Consider the following 16,453-nt stretch of genomic DNA (forward strand, 5'->3'; position numbering starts at 1 on the left):
GTCCCCGGGGCCATGGCCTGTTCACATTCCTGAGGGTGCCGGGTGGACGGTTCCGGCGGCCAGGACCGCTCCCTTGCACAGTGGGTCTGACCAGCCCAGGTACCCGGCGCCGTGGAGGTATCCAGCGTTGATCTGCGCGAAGCTGACCAGGTAGACGCCGCCGTGGTTCCCGGTGGCGGAGTCGAAGATGCCATTGGCGGTGACCATGATCTTGGCCGGATCGCACCCGGGGTCGGCTTGGACGACCATGGAGACGTGCCCGTAGGGTCGCCCGGTGTTCCAGTACACGAAGGACCCCAGCGGCGGGCATACGTCTCCTTGGCGGGCGTTGCCGACGGCGACCATCGCGTCCCACTCGGCCTTCGCGGAGACGTACCCGGCGGATTCGTACCCGTAGGCCCGGCACGCAAGCCGCGCGCACAGCTGGTGCCACCCGGAGGTGACGCCGACGTAAGACATGGCGGTGCGCACGGCCTGCTCGACGTCGTTGGGAGTGCCCGGTGGGACGGCGACCTGCCCGGTGGTCCCCAAGGTCGGCATGCACCCCAGCCCATACACCGGCGCACCGGTCGCCGGAGACGACGACGCCGGGTCGGTCGGGGCCGTGGGTTCGGTTCCGGGTGTCGTCCACCCGACGTCGTCGGCGAGCGAGTAGGCCTCCTGGGTCGCCGTCGGACTCGGCGTCGATCCCTGGTCAGGATCGGTAGTGACTTCAGGTTGGGCTCCGGGTTCGGCGTCGTCGCTCCACTGGGTGACGCGGAAGTTGACTGTCGTGATGAACTTCTTGGTGACGTCGGGGATGGCGGGGTAGGTCTCCAGTCGTGACTCCCCTGCGTTGTGGGCGATGATCAGCGCGTCCAGGACCGGGATGGCCGAGGACGCCCAGTCCGGGTGGGCCACCCGGATCTTGCGGACACCTTCCAGCCGGGAGCACAGGTACTTGCCGCCGGTGGCGGCGGCGATGTCTCCTTCTTTGACGTCCCAGGTCCCGTTGTCGTTGAGGTCCGCGGACCATGGGTGGCCGTAGGCGTTGGTCCAGATGGAGTTGTTCATCTGGAACAGGCCCCAGGTGCCGCCGTTGGAGTCGTCGGCGTAGGCCTCGGGGTTGAAGGCGGACTCCTGCATCATCACCGCGGCGATCCACGCCTCGGGAAGATCCGGGCACGCCGTCTTGGCCGCCGCCACCCACCCCCGAGCCTGCACTGGGACCGGGGCGGACGCGGACAGCGGTCCCCCAGCCGACGTCTCGATGCACGCCAGCGCCGATCCCATCGTCCCGGCCGCCGCCAGCAGGGCGATGAGCGGGAAGGCGAGCACTCCCATTCCGAGTGCTCCGAGGATCGCGATCAGTTTGCCCATGATGAGTCCCCCAGATCCGTCAACCCCGGCACCGGCAGAGTGGCCGCCGCGGGTGCGCTTGGTGTTGTGTGTCCGACGGCGGCGGCCGCAGTGGCCTTCTCCACCGCCTTCTGCCCGGCCACCAACTCGCGAGCATCAGGCCGCGACGGCCAGGGCGTCAGGTCGATGACCGCGGGTTTGGTCTGGCGCAGCAGCAGAACTCCAGTGCCGAAGGGCAGGGTACGCAGCACCGCCGGGGGCATCACCGGCACCATCCGCAGTGACGTGGAGGTGGAGCGCTCCCCTGCGCTGCCGCGTGAGCGGGTCTCGGTGACTTCGTCGATCTCCCCCAGCAACCGGGACACGTCGTCGAGGTCCCGGTACTTCGCCAAGCCCCCCAGGACGATCTTGACGGTGGCGGAGTCCCAGATGGCGTCGGCGGCGTGCTCACCCCACCGGTGGCGGGCCTGGGCCAGGGACTGCAGGACCGCGAGCGTCGTGATCCCGGTGCCGCCGCCTTCGGCCATGAGCTGGGGCAGCGACGGCAAGGGCGTGAGGTTCGCGATCTCATCCAGCGCCAGTAGCAGTGGTGGGTCCAGGCGTGCTCCGGGTGAGCGGGCGGCGACGACGCGGGCGGTCTCGGTGATGTCTTCCACGAACGCCGCAACCAGCGGCGCGCACGACGCCGACGTCGACGCAGCCGCCAGCAGGTAGAGGGTTCCCGACTCGCGCAAGAACACCGCCGGGTCGAAGCCGTCGTCGGCGGCGGGGTCGGCGGCGTCGAGCACGTCGGGGTCGGCCAGGGCGGCCAGGGATTGGCGGACGCCGAGCCAGACGGAGTCGCGGGTGCGGGGGTCGGAGTGGATGGCAGCTTCGAGGGCGTCGGCCCATCCGTCGGCGGCGCGGGGGTCGCGGTTGAGGATGGTCACGGCGTCTTCGGCCAGGATGGGGTTGAGGGACCAGCGGTAGACGTCGACGGCGCGGCGCCCGTCCAGGGCGGCGGCGTGCAGCAGGCACCGCAGGGCGGTCTCGGTCTGCCCGGCCCAGAAGTCCGAGTCCGAGACGCTCTTACCGAACCCGGCCCCGGCCGCCAGTCCCCGGGCGCGCACCAGCGCGGTGCGGGGTGTCTCGCACCCGCGTACCGGTGACCACCGCAACCCGCCCGGTAGGCCGGCCAGGCGTTGGGGGTCGAAGATCGCCACCGGTCCCCGGCGCCCGCGGGCATGCATGGTGACGGCGAGGGTGTCGGGGCGGGTCGAGGTCGCCACCACCGCGCCGGGTGCGTCGAGGACCCAGGGGATGACGACGTGCAGTCCCTTGCCCATGCGGGGTGGGCCGACCAGTAGGGCGGAGTCCTCCAGGGAGCACCACAGCTCACGCCCGTGCATCCGCCCCAGCCGGTATCCGACGTCAGTGGCTTGGGGGTGGTCGGTGGCGGAAGGGCGCACGATGGCCGCGCGGCGCAGCAGAGCTCGCTTCCCGGCGGCGTCCTGCATCTGCGCCGGGGTGGCCTGACCGGGCAGAGACCGGATGAGGTCCGCCGGCCGTCCCGTGCCGGTCATAGCCCGGTACCCACGCACCCCGAGCAGCGCGAGGGCGGTGATGGCCGCGATGACGATGGCGGTGACCAGCCAGTAGGCGATGGGGCCGGGCAAGTCCTGGGTGGGTCCCCACGCCTGCCCCGGTGACCCCGGGCGGGCGAGGGCGCCGATGGCGGACAGCACCCCGCCGTCGGGCACCACCCTCCCGGTCAATAGACACGCGGCCGCCGCTCCCAGCCACAGGACCGTGCCGAGCGCGAACAGTCCGATGAGGGCGACGAGTCCGACGTCGGTGAGGTCGTACCCGGCCCCGCCAGCGGCGCGAGGCCGCTGCCGCGAGGGGCGCGCCATGCGGGCGGTCATCGGGACATCACCGCCGCGCTGGCCTGGCCCGCCGCATTGTCGAGCGCCGGGGTGGGGACGAGTGCAAGGTGACGGTCGCCAGTGTCGAGGCGTTCGTGGGGCAGTGCGGTGGCGACCCTGCGCAGGGTCGTGGTGAAGGCGCGCCCGACGCCGATCGCCTCCCCGACGTCGAGCATCGAGTTGCCAGCCTGGGTGCGGATGTGGAACGTCGCGTTCTCGGCGATGCGGCGCAGCTGATCACCGGCGACGTTCGCGGCCAGGCGTTCGGGCGCTTCCCCGTGCAGGCGAACCTCCTCCACCGCCGCGCGCACGGCAGCCAGGTCGACGGGTTCCTGCGCGACGTGCACCAGCTTCTGGGTCTCCCACATGACGGTCACCGGGTCGACTCCGGTGCAGGTGCGGGTGAGGTCGAGCATCGCGGTGAACTGGGCGCGGCACGCCAGGTCCGTGAGGTTCGCCGGCGTCAACCACTCCGCGACACCGCCGATCGCGCTGGGGTGGAGCATGAGGGAGGCCATCAGGCGGCGTTCGTTCACCCGCTCGACGCCGACGTCGCGCCGGGGCCCGGCAGTGACTTGGCGGTCAGCGCGTAGGAACCGGGCCGGGTCCTGCGCCATGGCCCGCAACCGCACCGGCCCCAGGCCGGCGGTGGGGGTGCGGCCGCGAGATCGGTCCCAGCGTTCCTGCACGGTGTCCAGGGCGGCGTCGACCAGGTCGCACGTGCCGGTCATGGTGCGCGACTCCCCCGCCTGCGCGGCCCCCAGCGCCCCGGCTTCCAGGAGCACCCCTTGCAGACCGACCTCCCTGCGCATGCCCGTCTCGGCGACGTGCCGGGTGTAGGTGAGGGTGTCGGGGCGCTCGGGAGTGGCGGCCAGGACCTCGTGGATCCGAGGCAGGTCGGCCAGGCGCGGGCGGATCCGCTCCGCCAACGCGGCACCCAAGGCTTGGGGGTCGGTGGTGCCTCCGGCGCGGTGGAGCTCGAGGAGGGTCTTGAAGACTTCGCCGTGCCAGGGGTCGGCGAAGTCCGTGGCCCGCAGCCACCGGCTCACCTGGGCGAGCTGGTCGCCGTCGAGCATGAGCGCGCCCAAGGCGGCTCGTTCGGTGTAGGCGATGATGTCGTCCTGGAACTGCATGCCGATCACCTCAATGGTTGCTGGCGGGCGTCGTCGCGCATCGCGGCGTCGGTATCGAAGACGGTGAGCTCCTCGGGGTGCATCCGGTGGTGGACCACCCAGGAACGGTTCGCGAGCTTCCACAACCCAGTCCCCCGGGGCAAGGCCGGGAGCAGGTCCCGTTCGGTCTGCCCCAGGCCGAGCGCGGCCGCAGTGGCGGCGAGCTGGTCGGATTCTTGGCGGTAGATGACGCGGGTGGAGCAGTCCGCCAGCAGCCCCTCGGCGATCATCCGGGCCTGCGACCCGGCGTTGCCCACGGCGTCGAGGTCGCTGAGGCGGTGCAGGACGAGCAGGTTCGCGATGCCGTAGGCGCGCGAGAGCTTCCACTGGGCTTGCATCCGCCGGATCAGCGGGACCGAGCGCAGCACCCGCCACGCCTCGTCGTAGATGATCCACCGCTGCCCACCACCCGGGGCCCGCAGCGCACCCTCCAACCACGCCGACGCGCACGTCATCGCCAACGTCAGGGCATCGTCATCGGACCCGAGGGCGGACAGGTCCAGCACGACCATCGGCGCGGAAGCGTCGAGCACCTGTGTGGAGGGCCCGTCGAACATCCCGGCCAGGTCCCCGCGCACCAGACGCCGCAACCCGTGGGCCAGGTCGCGACCGTCCTCCGCGCGCACCCGCGCGCTCGTGCCATCGGCGACGGCGGCGCGTTCGTCGGGATGGATCAGCGCATCGACCACATCAGGAATCGTGGGATCGAGGGTTGCCTCGGCCAGGGTGAGGGCGGCATCGAGGGCGCCGTGCTCGACGGCGCGCACGTCCCGCCGCAACGTCGTCTCCGCCAGGGCTGCGAGCAAGTGCAGGCGCAGGCCGTGGCGAGCTGCGGCGTCACCGGTCCCGGCGTCGAGCGGGTTGAGCCTGGTGGTCAGCCCCGGTCCCAAGCGCACGACGACGCCACCCACCGCCTCGGCGACCACCGCCCACTCCCCCTTCGGGTCGCCGGGGACGTACACGCGCCGGCCCGTGGCGATGGACCGCACGGCCAGGGACTTGGCCAGGGCGGACTTACCTTGCCCGATCACCCCGGCCAGCAGGACGTTGGGGTTGGTGAGCAGGCCGGAGGCGTAGTGGGTCCACGGGTCGAAGCAGAACAACGCCCCGGTCAGCGCGTCGGTGCCGACGTAGACCCCGGTGTCCAAGGCCTGAGCCGCCAAGAACGGGTACGCCCCTGCCAGGGTGGCCGAGGACGCCCGGTGAGCGGGGACCCGCAACCGCAGCCCCGGGGCGAAGTGCCCGCGACCGGTCACGAACCGCACCGTCGTGGTCTTGGCCTGGGTGGTCATAGCAATCCCCGTGCGAGTGGGAGCGCGGCGGCCAGGTGGGCTTGGCCCTGCTGGCCGACGAGCCGGCGCAGCTCGCACATCGCCTGCGCCGCGGCGGTCTCCGTCGCCCCGCACGCAGTCTCCAGGTCACCGGCCGTGGGGGCGGTGACGGTGATGAGGCCGGTGAAGCGGTAGTCGCCGTGACCACTGATGAGGTCCTGCTCGCGGCGCAGCACCTCCGCGTAGGCCGCGTTCGCGGTCTCGTCTTCGATCTGGCCGACCTTGGCGCGGTGGCCGGCGTCGGCCAGGTACTCAACCTTCGCCCGGCGGATCTCCCGCAACGCCCGGGCCGCGGGCATCGGCTCGGCGATCAGCGTCACGGTCCGGTGCGAGCCGGGGGCCAGGATCAGGGGTTGCAGGAAGGTCTGGTGCATCGGGCTGCGCGGCCACTGCGCCACCCAGTACGTCGCGTGCACCGCGGTGTCGGTGACCAGGTGATCCCAGTGCTCCTGCACGCCCATCGGGCCGAGCAGGCGGTGCGTCAGAGTGGGGTCGGTGTCGTCCGCGGTGGCTGTGCCGGCAGGGTCGTAGGCGCGGCGGATAACCGCGCCGAGGTCGGCCGGGGTGACCCAGGCCGTCACGTGCAGGTCCGCGGCACCCAGAGCACTGGACAGCGACGTCGCCAGCTGGTCGAGCGCCGCGCCCTGATCGGTCCGGGTGCGGCCGGCAACGTTTCGGGTGGTGCGGGTGCTGATCGCGATGAGGCACTCGTTCGTGTCGCACTCGTCGGCGGCGTGGTCCATGAGGTCCGCGAGGAGCCGTGCCGCCCACGGCGCAGTCTCCGACGTGTGAGCTCGCCACCAGGCCCGCGCCGTGCCTGCGCCCCCGGGCGCGGTGCGGTTGAGGACCTGGACGCGAACCACCTGGGGCTGCTGGCACACCATCCCCAACACCCGACCCCACCCGGTCGACTTGCGGTCCTGGGTCTGCGGGTCGTCCAAGACGAACCCGGTCGAGGACACTCGAGCGATCGCGGTCACCGTGCCCGAGCGGCGGTCCGCGATCATCGCGGTCCCGGCCGGTGAGGTGAGGACCCTCAGCCGCCCGGCGATCCCCGGGAGCACCAGCTCGCTTGGCCTCGCGGTGGTGGTGGGTTGGGTGAGGGCGCGGGTGCGCCCGGACAGGGAGCGCACCTGCCAGCTGGCGACCAGCGGGATCCACTCCACGACCGGACGACCCTTCACGCTGATGGTCCCCACGGCCAACAGCGGTCCCCACAGCAGGGCACTGGCCGCGAAGCCCGCCGCGCCCGTGGTGTAGACGGCGCTCACCGCGATCAGGACTGCGACGCCGACGAACCCGACCTGCACCGGGCCCAGCCCAAGCAGGACTGTGGGCCGGTCGAGCGCGCCGAACTGCGCTGCGGTGGACGGCTGCTCGACGGCGCTCATCGCCCCGTCCCCTGTCCGGGTGACTTCGGTGCGGGGCTCGCGGCCGGCTTCGGAGACGAGATTGGCGGGCTCGCCGCGGTGGCCTTTCCACTCTCTCCTGCACCTGCGCTCGCCCCGCTCGCTGCACTTGAGGCGCTTGCGCCGCCTTTCCCGGCGGAGCCACCCATGCCCTTGGTGAGCAGGACCTGCTGCCCGGCACTCATCACAACTCGGCCACCTTTGCGTGCCATAGAGCTCACCGGGTTGGCCGCCATCGACGACTGCATCACCGCAGCGGCCTCGATACCCGACCAGTGCACAAAGCGCCACGTCAACCACGGCGTGAAGATCGAGATCGACAACAACAAGATCCCCACCAGCACGTTCGAGATCCCCTGCGCGAGCCCAGGCGACTGCGCCTCGATCAACGCGCCGTCGGGCACCTGCGGCCCGGTGCCGCTGAACGCTGAGGCGCCCACGACGAACACGACGACGATGACGACCTTGCAGAACACCAGCGCCGCGACGATCTCCAGCCACCGCCGCGTCCACACCTTCGTCTGGTCCCAGGCGGACCCCGCGAACGCGATCGGCGCGAACACTGCGATGAGGATCAGCGCCGCCTTGCGGAACAGCAGCACTCCCCAGAGCAGGAAGAACCCCAGCAGCAGAATCGACCCCAGGACCAGGCTCATCGCGGGGTTGTTCGCCGTCGCGATCGCCGTCAGCGTGAAGAACGTCGCAGCAGACTCACCGATCGAGGTGCCGGCCGAGGCCGCGATGTAGTTGCAGATCTCATCAACTGCCGTCAGCGCGAGCTGAGTGGCCGCCAACGCGATCGCCGACCCCACGAACGCCTTGGCCACCCCCGTCAGCGCCCGGACCAACCCGCCGGGCTCGCGGCGCAGCACCGAGGAGATGACTTGGACGGTGAACAGCCCCACCACGATCGGCAGGGTGACCGTCGCGATGACCGCGATGTTCGCCCGCAGCCAGGACACCGACAGATCGATGGCCGTCGTGGAGTCGAGCGCGGCCAACGTCAGCTCACCGATCTGCGCGGCAGCGCCGATGAATGCCTGGCCGAGCCCGCCAAGGATCGAGTCCGACGCGGCGGTCGTCGCCGACCCGACCAGGTTGCCGGCGGCGTCGCACAGAAGGTTGATCGGACCGATACAGGGGTCGAAGGTTGGCAGCCTCATGTCAGATTCCCGCGCCCACACCGGAGAAGAACGCGATGATCGCGTTCGCCCCACCGATCAGCAACGCGCCCCCGGCCGAGACCAGGACACCGGACTTACCACCCGACGCCGCCGAGTAGTTGCCCTGCTGGTGGCCCAGGGCCCAGATGATCACCGAGACGACGAGGCCCGCGACGCACGCGACGAGGCCCCAGGTGAGGAGTGCCCCGACGATGCCCTTGACGACCGTGAGCCCGGGAAGCCCATCCTGATTCGGGGTCACGCCTGGGTCTTGGGCCCACAGGGACCCCGCCAGCTGACTGGCTGCTGAGATGAACATGGATCGCTCCTCCTGGCACGACGCCCACGGATCGTGGGCGCCTCATCAGGAGGGTGTGCGGTGGAGCGTGGGACACGGCGTAGCCCACCGCGATCACATCGGCTGATTGTGGACTGGACGAAGAACTCAGGGGGAATACGCACTTCCCACTTTAGACAGTCTCACTGCGTTCGACTATTCCCAGAAAGACCATTCCCACAGATTCGGATCGTCTCGCTTCTGGATCCACTTCTCGACTTTCCGCGTAGTCTCATCAGCTGTCATTGTCGCGGTCTTCCGCCAGACTTTGATGAACTTCTTGGTGCTATAACCTGTACGAAGCACCGCGCACCACTCTGCGCTGTCGCCGCTTGGCATGACGAAGAGAACTTCCCTTCCGGTCGCCTCAAAGAAGTTTTGGGCTTTTTCCCTGACGACTGCGATATCCACTCCACGAGCCGACTCGTCAGGCACCGGAGAGCTCTCCCCTGCTTCGTAGAGCCGCCAATCGTCACCATCAAATTCATCAAATCGGTGCCGGTAGATGTGCCAAGTGACGATCAGAGCCACTCGTGCAGCCAATCGCCATCCGGATTCAGGATCGCCTTTCCCTAACCACACCTTGAAATAGGCCATCTGACTTTCGAAGTCCAGGCCGAAGCCAAGACCCTCCAATAGAGCTAATTCACTCCTCCTAAGCGATCCATCCACCACGAGTAGTGACGCTTCGACATACACACCCCGGTAGTCGCTGGCGACCAAAACCCAGCCTGACGTATTGGGTGATGGCGCAAGTATATAGAACGGAGTATCGGCACCGCTCTTCTCATCTTCTTTGAACTGCTGCACAACGAGATTTTCAACAATCCGAGAAGCTTTGATGAGTGATTTATCCCACAAAGCTTCCTGTAGAGTCGAATGAAATTTCACTCTCGGCGGCTCCTCATCAAGACGCCACCAATCTGGTAACAAGCTCTCGTCACTATCCATTCTTCTGCCATCGGCACAACTTCGAGGGATCTTGATATTCGAACTCGGGTGAAGTCCCCCTGGAGAGCTCTCCGACGTGACACTCGAGCTCCGAACGCACCCACGGCTACACGCTTCATGGGACCCTATGGGTTTGAGCCAGATGGTGATGCGCGTAGGACGACGCCGCCGCGGTAGGAGGTGGCGAGCTTGTCGTATCGGGTCGCGATGCCTCGTCACTGCTTGAATGCCTGGAAGCAGCGTTCGATGACGTTGCGGCGCTTGTAGGCCTCCGCGCCGAAGGCTGGTGGTCGCCCTGTCGCGCGTCAGAATGGGTCGCGCAGAGTAGCCGTCTGTTGGTCGGAAGTCAGCATTGTTGGGCCGACAGCCTATTCGGCAGCGAGGTCATCAACCTCATCGTCGTCATCGAGGTCCGTTCCCTCAACCGCGGCCAGGGATGCTTGCAGGTCGATCGCATGCTTGCCGACAAACCGCACCTGCTGGTCCGCTCCAGCAAGCACGACATCCACGGTGAGGCTGCTTCGAGTGCCGATTTCCTGTGTCAAGAGGTCTTCCCTGAGGGTGCTCGGGGGCGTCGCGCGCGCGTGCAGGTACTTGGCGGCGCATGTCGGGCACAGGGCGAGGCGGTTTTCCTTCAGATCTCGCCGAGCGTCCTTGACAAACTGAACCGCTTCGAAGAAGTACTCGCCAGCGATCTGGAACGGCATCTCCGAGGTGCATATCTGACAGACCATCGCTCCCTCTCCGTTCGTGTAGAGCCCGCGCAAGTACCCCCGAGCGGAGCTCTTGTGCCCGGGCTCTTGAATGAGCACTGATCGCACGCGACTCTCGTACCGCTTGACTGGAGCGTCAGCCGCCGCCTCGGTGGCTCGTGCGGCCCGTCGTTCCGGCGCTGCGGAACCGCCCTCTGGGAGCAGGACTTCGGACTCCAACCTGGTGAGGAACTCGTCGAACTTATCTGGGTTCTTGCTCCGGAGTTCCGCAACCCTTGCGATCTCTTCGGACGAGTCGAATCCGAATGCTTGAGCGGTCTTGTCTGCCTCCGCACGCTTAGCCTGCTCGCCGGCAGACTTTCGTCCAAGGCCGGCCCGAACAAGCAACGGCGCGGTAGCCGTCGCGCGTAGCTCGGGGTCAACGTCCTCGACTGGCACGTCTTCCGGCAAGTTGCGGTTCCCATGCTTGTCCAGCACCCACGGCACGGATGTCAACTTCTGCAGCAGTTGAGATTGCATAGAGTGCGTTGGCGCAGAGCCATTGGCACGGTAAAACGCATCACCTCGGTTGTCGGGCGCCTCCGCCACGACGCGCCAGATTGCGCGGAGCAGAGTCTCGTCGTCGGTCGCCACCATCTCGTCGAAGAGTCTGATCGTCGAGTCGCGCGAGAGAACGTTCTTGTTCTCGCGATCCGTCCAGTCCCAGGAGAATTCTGCATTCTGCGATGCACGCGCGCTCTCTATGCGTACCGCGCTGCTCGCACCTAGACGGCGCGCGAGCGAAGCCACATCGACGTCGCTCGACGCGTATACGGGGGTGAGGGGACGTCTGCGGTCTCCACTCTTGATCACGTCCGACTCGTACAGTGCCGCGAGGCCCGTCGAAGCGAACGGATCGTCGAGGTATAGGGCAGTCGGTTTCACCCAGGTAAGCCCGCCGTCCCGAGCAGTGGTGAGCAACATGGTCCGGTTCGAGTAGCTCACCTCAGCCACTGACCCGCTGTCCAAGAGTTGAATGAGTTCGCGCAAATCTCCAAGGTGAGCATCGAAGTCGATCTCGTCACCGTAGTTGGACAGACGTGCGTCAAGCTGAGCAGCCGCGTCCCACGCTCTCACACCCGTGCGTTCATAGAACGCCTCAAGTGCTGCGAGGTCCTGCTTTTCCGTCTTGCCCTTACCCTCGCCGAAACGCACGAGCGCGTCCACAACGAGCCCGTCCGTCGACAAACCAGCGACGGCTGGCATGAAGGCCCAGTCACCCCTGACATGGGCAACACCCGTGCCACGCCTGACGCGGAGAATCGGCGCTTCCGCAAGGCTCTGCGGGAACGGATCACTCCAGATGTAGCGACGGGGGTGGCCAAAGGGATACGGGTTGCTGCGCCCCTGCTGGCTGAGCCTCCCGAGCCCGACGTAGAACGATCTCAGCCACGCGTCCTCCTTGCCGGAAATCCATGACTCCCACAACTGGAGCCGTGGGAAGTTCTCCACGCCTTCGTCCTCATCGGTGCCCTCATCGGCCAAGTGCCAGTTCTGGTCCTCCGACTCCAGAACCAGTTGCGCGAGGATCCCCGCGAGCTCGTCGGACCCGAAGTCGATCGCGTCCAGCGACTCGATGAACTCACGCGATCGACCCTCTCGATCGGGAAGCCAGCCAACAGCGGGCGCGGCTATCAGATCGCCGATGGTTCGGAGCACGTTCGCGTCGTCGGGTTGCAAGACGGCCCGCAAGGCGCTCGGGGATCGAAGGAGCTTTGTTGATTCGGCAGATGTACCGCTGTTCACCGTCGGTGTGATGGGTTCTGCCGCGAAGGTGGACAAGATTCGCTCACGGATGACCCCGTACCGCTCGGGGAGGTCATCACGCTTGTTCGGAAGCGCACCGAGGAGCCCGTCGGTGATCAGCCCTTCCGCTCGCATCTCAGGGAGTTTTGCCGCAAGGAGGTCGGCAATCCCCGCGACCAGCGCATCGTTGCCAGGGTCGTCGCGGACGCTGTCACGGGCAACGGTGGAGGCGAAGGGTGCGTGGACGTGGAACTTCAGTCCGGAGGTCTCCTTGATCGCGGGAAAGTGGATGAAGACCTGGCCCTCGGTCGGGCGGATCGAAAACTCAGGAAGGGCCTTGCGTCGGATCGTCGGTTCCGATTCGGTACCGTCAGCCTTAGGTGCCTCAGCCTTCTGGTCAAGCGCGAATGCCGCGCCAACCCGGTGCTGCGAACTGTCGATCGAGACGTCGCCCTGGATTCTGTACCAGTAGCTCGGGCCGTCGTCTTCGTGTGCGCTTTCGATGGTGATGATGCTGGGGTTCGCATCGACGGTGCGGCGTTCGAGGAGCCGTTGGTCTCCGTCGGGGAAGTAGGAAGCGATGGACTTGATGCGGTTGAGGAATAGCAACGTCGAGCGGGAGACGTCGCGGAGTGCTCGGGTGACCTCCGCGACTGCTTGCTCCCGCGGCTTGCCCTCGCGGTCGAACGGGAACCAGAAGGTCGTGCGGCCTGGTTTGACGGCCGGCGCGACGGCTGTGGGGACGAACAGGTCGAGGATCGCGAACGAGTGCTCTCCGGAGTGGACGACTGGGGAGCTCGTGTAGGCGAAGACTGCCTTGAAGCCGACACCGAACTTGCCGATGCTAGTTGCGTCGTCAGACTTCGTGGACTGGCCGATCCCGGTGATGGAATCGATGTCCTGGAGGTCGAACATCTTGGGGCCGTCGTGCTCGACCTGGAGCCCGTCTTCGCGAAGATCGAAGGTGACCTCGCTCGCCCCGGCGTCTTCGGCGTTCTGGAGCAGTTCGTAGATGAAGTGTGCGTTGTCCGGGTAGAGGTCAGCGAGCAGTTTCCGCAGGCCCTCCTCGAACCCGTTTCGCCGGGCCGCTTCAATGTAGGACCGGCGGTCGCTGGCGAGCGATTCGAACGTGATCGTCATGGCGCGAGGACCTCAAGGTGAATGGTGGCCAGGTGCTGTGCGGTGATGTCAACGCGCCCCGCCGCTTGTATTTGTGCCGAGAGCATCCTGTCGAAGGAGCTCTCTGCAGCGCGGGACTCGCCGGCCTTCATGGCTGCGATTACCCCGTGGGTGGCGGCGTCTTGCTGGCGCTGGATGTGGTCGAGTCTGCGCGCCTTCTGGGTCTCCAGCGCTGCGATCCTCCGTTCCACGCTTCCCAGGTGACGAGCGTGGTGCCTTTCTCGCTCCTCTGCCCAGAGTTCGGCATGGCGCCGGTCGAGAACGTCAGCGCGGTCGGCGTCGACAGTCACCTGCGCCGCGCCGTCAGATGCCAAGGACAAGAGCTCTGCGGCGCGCTCCTCAATGCGCTCGTTGTCTGAGACGAAGCGGAACGTGAGGGCGTCGCGGACCCCGAGCCGTGTCCATGCGTAGATCCCGACGGCGTAGTTGCCCGGCTCGACGTCGGCAGATGTCACACGAAGAGATGCGTCGACGGGCGACGACAGCTCGCTCGCTCGCGCGGCCGCGCGAACGAGAGGGTGCATCGGACCCAGGAGCTCGACGTCATCACCTTCGTCAGCGAGGTCGGGGTCGGTCGTGAGAGCCAAGACGACCTTGTCGCGGCGCAGGACCCGCTTCAAACGGTGGGCGTCTACGGCTTGGGCGTCGAGGTCGTCGATGATCTTGGAGGTGACGTCCGCGCTGAGCGGGACTCGGGCAACCCGCCCGGGGCGCAGTGCGATGCTCCGGCCCGGCTGAAGCATGTCGAAGTACCGTCTGACAAGGTCGGCGATCTTCGCACTCTCGAGCCAGTTGCTCGATGCCTCCGCGAGCTTCTCCTCGAAGCCTCGTCCTGCGTACCCAAGAAGTTCCGCTTGCTGGTCTTCGAGTCCTTCCTCCTCTTCGATTCGAGCGATCTGGTTGTCAGAGAACTGCCGGAGCGCCGCACTGCGCTCGGCTGGGCTCATCGCCAGGTTGGTCGCGATGTCGACGACAGCGGAGGCAAGCTCACCGAGGATCTGCTCGCTCCCACCCAAGGCGTGGTTGAACACTCCGATCCTCGACAGGCATCGCCAGTAGATCTCGGCCTCGATGGTGCCGCGAGTCAGGATGTTGATGATGGCGACGGTCTCGCTCTGCTGACCGCGGCGGTCGATTCGACCGATGCGCTGCTCGATTCGCATCGGGTTCCACGGGATGTCGTAGTTCACCAGGGTGTTGCAGAACTGATAGTCGAGGCCCTCGGTGCCAACCTCGGAGCAGAGCATGACGTCGATGGCCAGCGAGTCAGAGCGGTCAAGCTTGAAGCGGCGCCGGACCTCCTTGCGCTCGTGGTCCGGCACCCCACCGTGCATGACTGCGACCCTGATTCCCCACTCGCGGCAGCGCGACTCGAGGTACTCAATCGTGTGTCGGAAGGTGGTGAAGACGAGGACCTTGTTGTTTGTCTCCGCGGACTTGTCCTCGATGATCTGTCGAAGAACATCTGCCTTTGGGTCGGGGCCACCGACGAGCTGGCCAGCCATCTGCTGGACTGCCCGGGCTTCAGCGCGAAACGCCTCAACTTGGTCAGCCGTGAGCGCGAAGTCGTCGTCGTCCGGCATCTCATCGGCGTGGAGACGGTTCTCGAACAGGTCTTCTATGAGCGGAGCGATCCCCGTGATCGAGCTCGCCGCCTGCCGATAGAGCATGGACATGAGGAACTTGACCGGCATCCCTGGGTTTGCCGTGGCGGCGATCCTCTCACCGAGATCGATGACGGCGGCGTAGACCTGCTGCTGCGCCTCGGTGAAATCGACCTCGGGTGCAGAGGGCTTGCGGGTCGTGAACTCTCCGATGTCCCGTCTCCGCGTACGGGTCACGATGTCGGAGAACGAGTTGAGTGCTTCAAGGTGCCGCACCACCCGAATCCGGCTGCGAGCGTCCTCGGTGTCACTCTCCAAGGCTTCTCGGACGGCCACGATTCGTGAGTCAAGCGTCATGACCTCGCGTCCCCAAGTCGTGCCCAGAGCCTTGTCGAGCGCAGTGGCCACACCCCGCTGCCACCCGTCGGAGGCAGACCGCGCAGCCACCGACGCCTCGTAGAGGTGCTTGTTCGGTTCGAGCATCGCGGAGTAGTCGTCCCAGTCGATCACCAGGTCGTCTCGAAGGAGACTGACAAGCGTGAAGAGGTCCTTGTTGTGAGTCTGGATCGGCGTCGCCGAGAGCATGACCACCGCATCCGCCGCGTCGACGAACCGTTGGACGTTCTCATAGGCCTTCGTTGCCGGGTTACGGATGTGATGAGCCTCGTCGACGATGACGAGATCGAAGTGGAGATCTCCCGCGACGTCGTCAAGGCACGGGAACTTCCGCTTTGAGCCGGCGCGCGTGCCGGTGAGCAGAGTCTCGTCAAGAAGTGAGTAGGGCAGGATCGACTTGTTGTATCGGGCTGGCCAGACGCCTTCGCGGAGAGTCTCCTCAAGGCAGAAGCGCAACGCCTTGGAGTCGAGGTGGACGAAATCTTCGTCGAACCGCTTCAGTTCACTTCGCCACTTATCGTCGACGACGAGTGGACGTGGGCAGATCACCAGGACGGACTCAGCCTTCTTGCGCGCCTGCAACTCTTTCAGGATCAGGCACGCCTCGATCGTCTTGCCGACACCGACGTCGTCAGCCACGAGAATCCGGGGGCGGTCGGATTGGACCAGCTTGAGGACCGGTCGGTACTGGTAGGGCTCAAAGTCGACGCGACCCGAGTTCCGAGAATGGAGGTAGTCACTGTTCTCGTCGAGCAGCAGTCTGGCCGTCAGTCCCGCGTGCAGTTCCGCCGCGGAGACCACGGCCCGGCCGACCTTCTCGACTTCCTCGATCTGCTCGACGAAGTACTGGTGGACTGCACCATCGCGAAAGACTGAGTACCGGGTTCTCGCGCCGACCGTATCGACGGCGACCACTGCCCCTGTGATCTCCGGGCGCGCGACGAGACGCACCATCGAGCCGAGAGCGAGCTCAGGAGCTTCTCTTGTCGTCATCGTTGATCGATCCACCTCAGGAGATTCGGGCTCAGCGCGACGAACTGCATCCAGTCCATAGGGTGCCGTAGTCGTGTGAGCACAAGTTGTGAGTCGGCGTCATCCCGAAAAGTTTCCAGCGCTATCCTAGCGGCGGCGCCGACACGCCAACGGACGCACCGCTCGGAACGATATGGTG

General features: G+C 66.8%; 10 protein-coding genes. All 10 read right to left on the bottom strand.

Annotated elements, in window-relative coordinates; all coding sequences use genetic code 11:
- Positions 1-21 precede the first annotated feature (21 nt).
- The 10 genes from BLQ50_RS13335 to BLQ50_RS13375 all read right to left on the bottom strand — a co-directional run bounded on the left by BLQ50_RS13335 (position 22) and on the right by BLQ50_RS13375 (position 16,275).
- Positions 22-1,359 carry a transglycosylase SLT domain-containing protein gene (locus tag BLQ50_RS13335; RefSeq protein WP_093184485.1) on the bottom strand — a complete coding sequence of 446 codons (1,338 nt, stop codon included), beginning with the start codon at positions 1,357-1,359 and terminating at the stop codon, positions 22-24.
- Positions 1,347-3,242, bottom strand: coding sequence for a type IV secretory system conjugative DNA transfer family protein (locus BLQ50_RS13340; protein ID WP_175559135.1), 1,896 nt, complete (start codon positions 3,240-3,242; stop codon positions 1,347-1,349). The genes BLQ50_RS13335 and BLQ50_RS13340 overlap by 13 nt, the downstream gene beginning before the upstream one ends.
- The gene (locus tag BLQ50_RS13345) at positions 3,239-4,375 is read right to left on the bottom strand and encodes a DnaB-like helicase N-terminal domain-containing protein (RefSeq protein WP_139185824.1); all 1,137 of its coding nucleotides are present in this window, start codon (positions 4,373-4,375) and stop codon (positions 3,239-3,241) included. Before BLQ50_RS13345 ends, BLQ50_RS13340 begins: the two co-directional genes overlap by 4 nt.
- A 5-nt stretch (positions 4,376-4,380) precedes the next feature.
- The gene (locus BLQ50_RS13350) at positions 4,381-5,706 is read right to left on the bottom strand and encodes a type IV secretory system conjugative DNA transfer family protein (protein ID WP_245701217.1); all 1,326 of its coding nucleotides are present in this window, start codon (positions 5,704-5,706) and stop codon (positions 4,381-4,383) included.
- Positions 5,703-7,136 carry an SCO6880 family protein gene (locus BLQ50_RS13355; protein WP_093184493.1) on the bottom strand — a complete coding sequence of 478 codons (1,434 nt, stop codon included), beginning with the start codon at positions 7,134-7,136 and terminating at the stop codon, positions 5,703-5,705. Before BLQ50_RS13355 ends, BLQ50_RS13350 begins: the two co-directional genes overlap by 4 nt.
- Positions 7,133-8,317: a hypothetical protein gene (locus BLQ50_RS13360; protein WP_093184497.1), complete on the bottom strand. Its 1,185-nt coding sequence runs from the start codon at positions 8,315-8,317 to the stop codon at positions 7,133-7,135. Before BLQ50_RS13360 ends, BLQ50_RS13355 begins: the two co-directional genes overlap by 4 nt.
- Position 8,318: 1 nt before the next feature.
- On the bottom strand, positions 8,319-8,636 hold the full coding sequence (locus BLQ50_RS13365) for a DUF6112 family protein (protein ID WP_093184500.1): 318 nt from the start codon (positions 8,634-8,636) through the stop codon (positions 8,319-8,321).
- Between the two features lie 174 nt (positions 8,637-8,810).
- Positions 8,811-9,605 (bottom strand): hypothetical protein, encoded by a 795-nt coding sequence (locus tag BLQ50_RS18380; RefSeq protein ID WP_139185825.1) that lies wholly within the window; start codon positions 9,603-9,605, stop codon positions 8,811-8,813.
- A 368-nt stretch (positions 9,606-9,973) separates the two neighbouring features.
- Positions 9,974-13,243 carry a sacsin N-terminal ATP-binding-like domain-containing protein gene (locus tag BLQ50_RS13370; protein ID WP_093184503.1) on the bottom strand — a complete coding sequence of 1,090 codons (3,270 nt, stop codon included), beginning with the start codon at positions 13,241-13,243 and terminating at the stop codon, positions 9,974-9,976.
- Positions 13,240-16,275, bottom strand: coding sequence for a DEAD/DEAH box helicase (locus BLQ50_RS13375; protein WP_093184505.1), 3,036 nt, complete (start codon positions 16,273-16,275; stop codon positions 13,240-13,242). Before BLQ50_RS13375 ends, BLQ50_RS13370 begins: the two co-directional genes overlap by 4 nt.
- Positions 16,276-16,453 lie beyond the last annotated feature (178 nt).

Origin of the sequence: Sanguibacter gelidistatuariae (assembly GCF_900096585.1) — a bacterium.
Lineage (GTDB): Bacteria > Actinomycetota > Actinomycetes > Actinomycetales > Cellulomonadaceae > Sanguibacter > Sanguibacter gelidistatuariae.

Bases quoted from the DNA above. Each gene is read 5' to 3' on its own strand.
- BLQ50_RS13335 (WP_093184485.1), bottom strand. From the start codon at position 1,359: ATGGGCAAACTGATCGCGATCCTCGGAGCACTCGGAATGGGAGTGCTC.
- BLQ50_RS13340 (WP_175559135.1), bottom strand. From the start codon at position 3,242: ATGACCGCCCGCATGGCGCGCCCCTCGCGGCAGCGGCCTCGCGCCGCT.
- BLQ50_RS13345 (WP_139185824.1), bottom strand. From the start codon at position 4,375: ATGCAGTTCCAGGACGACATCATCGCCTACACCGAACGAGCCGCCTTG.
- BLQ50_RS13350 (WP_245701217.1), bottom strand. From the start codon at position 5,706: ATGACCACCCAGGCCAAGACCACGACGGTGCGGTTCGTGACCGGTCGC.
- BLQ50_RS13355 (WP_093184493.1), bottom strand. From the start codon at position 7,136: ATGAGCGCCGTCGAGCAGCCGTCCACCGCAGCGCAGTTCGGCGCGCTC.
- BLQ50_RS13360 (WP_093184497.1), bottom strand. From the start codon at position 8,317: ATGAGGCTGCCAACCTTCGACCCCTGTATCGGTCCGATCAACCTTCTG.
- BLQ50_RS13365 (WP_093184500.1), bottom strand. From the start codon at position 8,636: ATGTTCATCTCAGCAGCCAGTCAGCTGGCGGGGTCCCTGTGGGCCCAA.
- BLQ50_RS18380 (WP_139185825.1), bottom strand. From the start codon at position 9,605: ATGGATAGTGACGAGAGCTTGTTACCAGATTGGTGGCGTCTTGATGAG.
- BLQ50_RS13370 (WP_093184503.1), bottom strand. From the start codon at position 13,243: ATGACGATCACGTTCGAATCGCTCGCCAGCGACCGCCGGTCCTACATT.
- BLQ50_RS13375 (WP_093184505.1), bottom strand. From the start codon at position 16,275: ATGACGACAAGAGAAGCTCCTGAGCTCGCTCTCGGCTCGATGGTGCGT.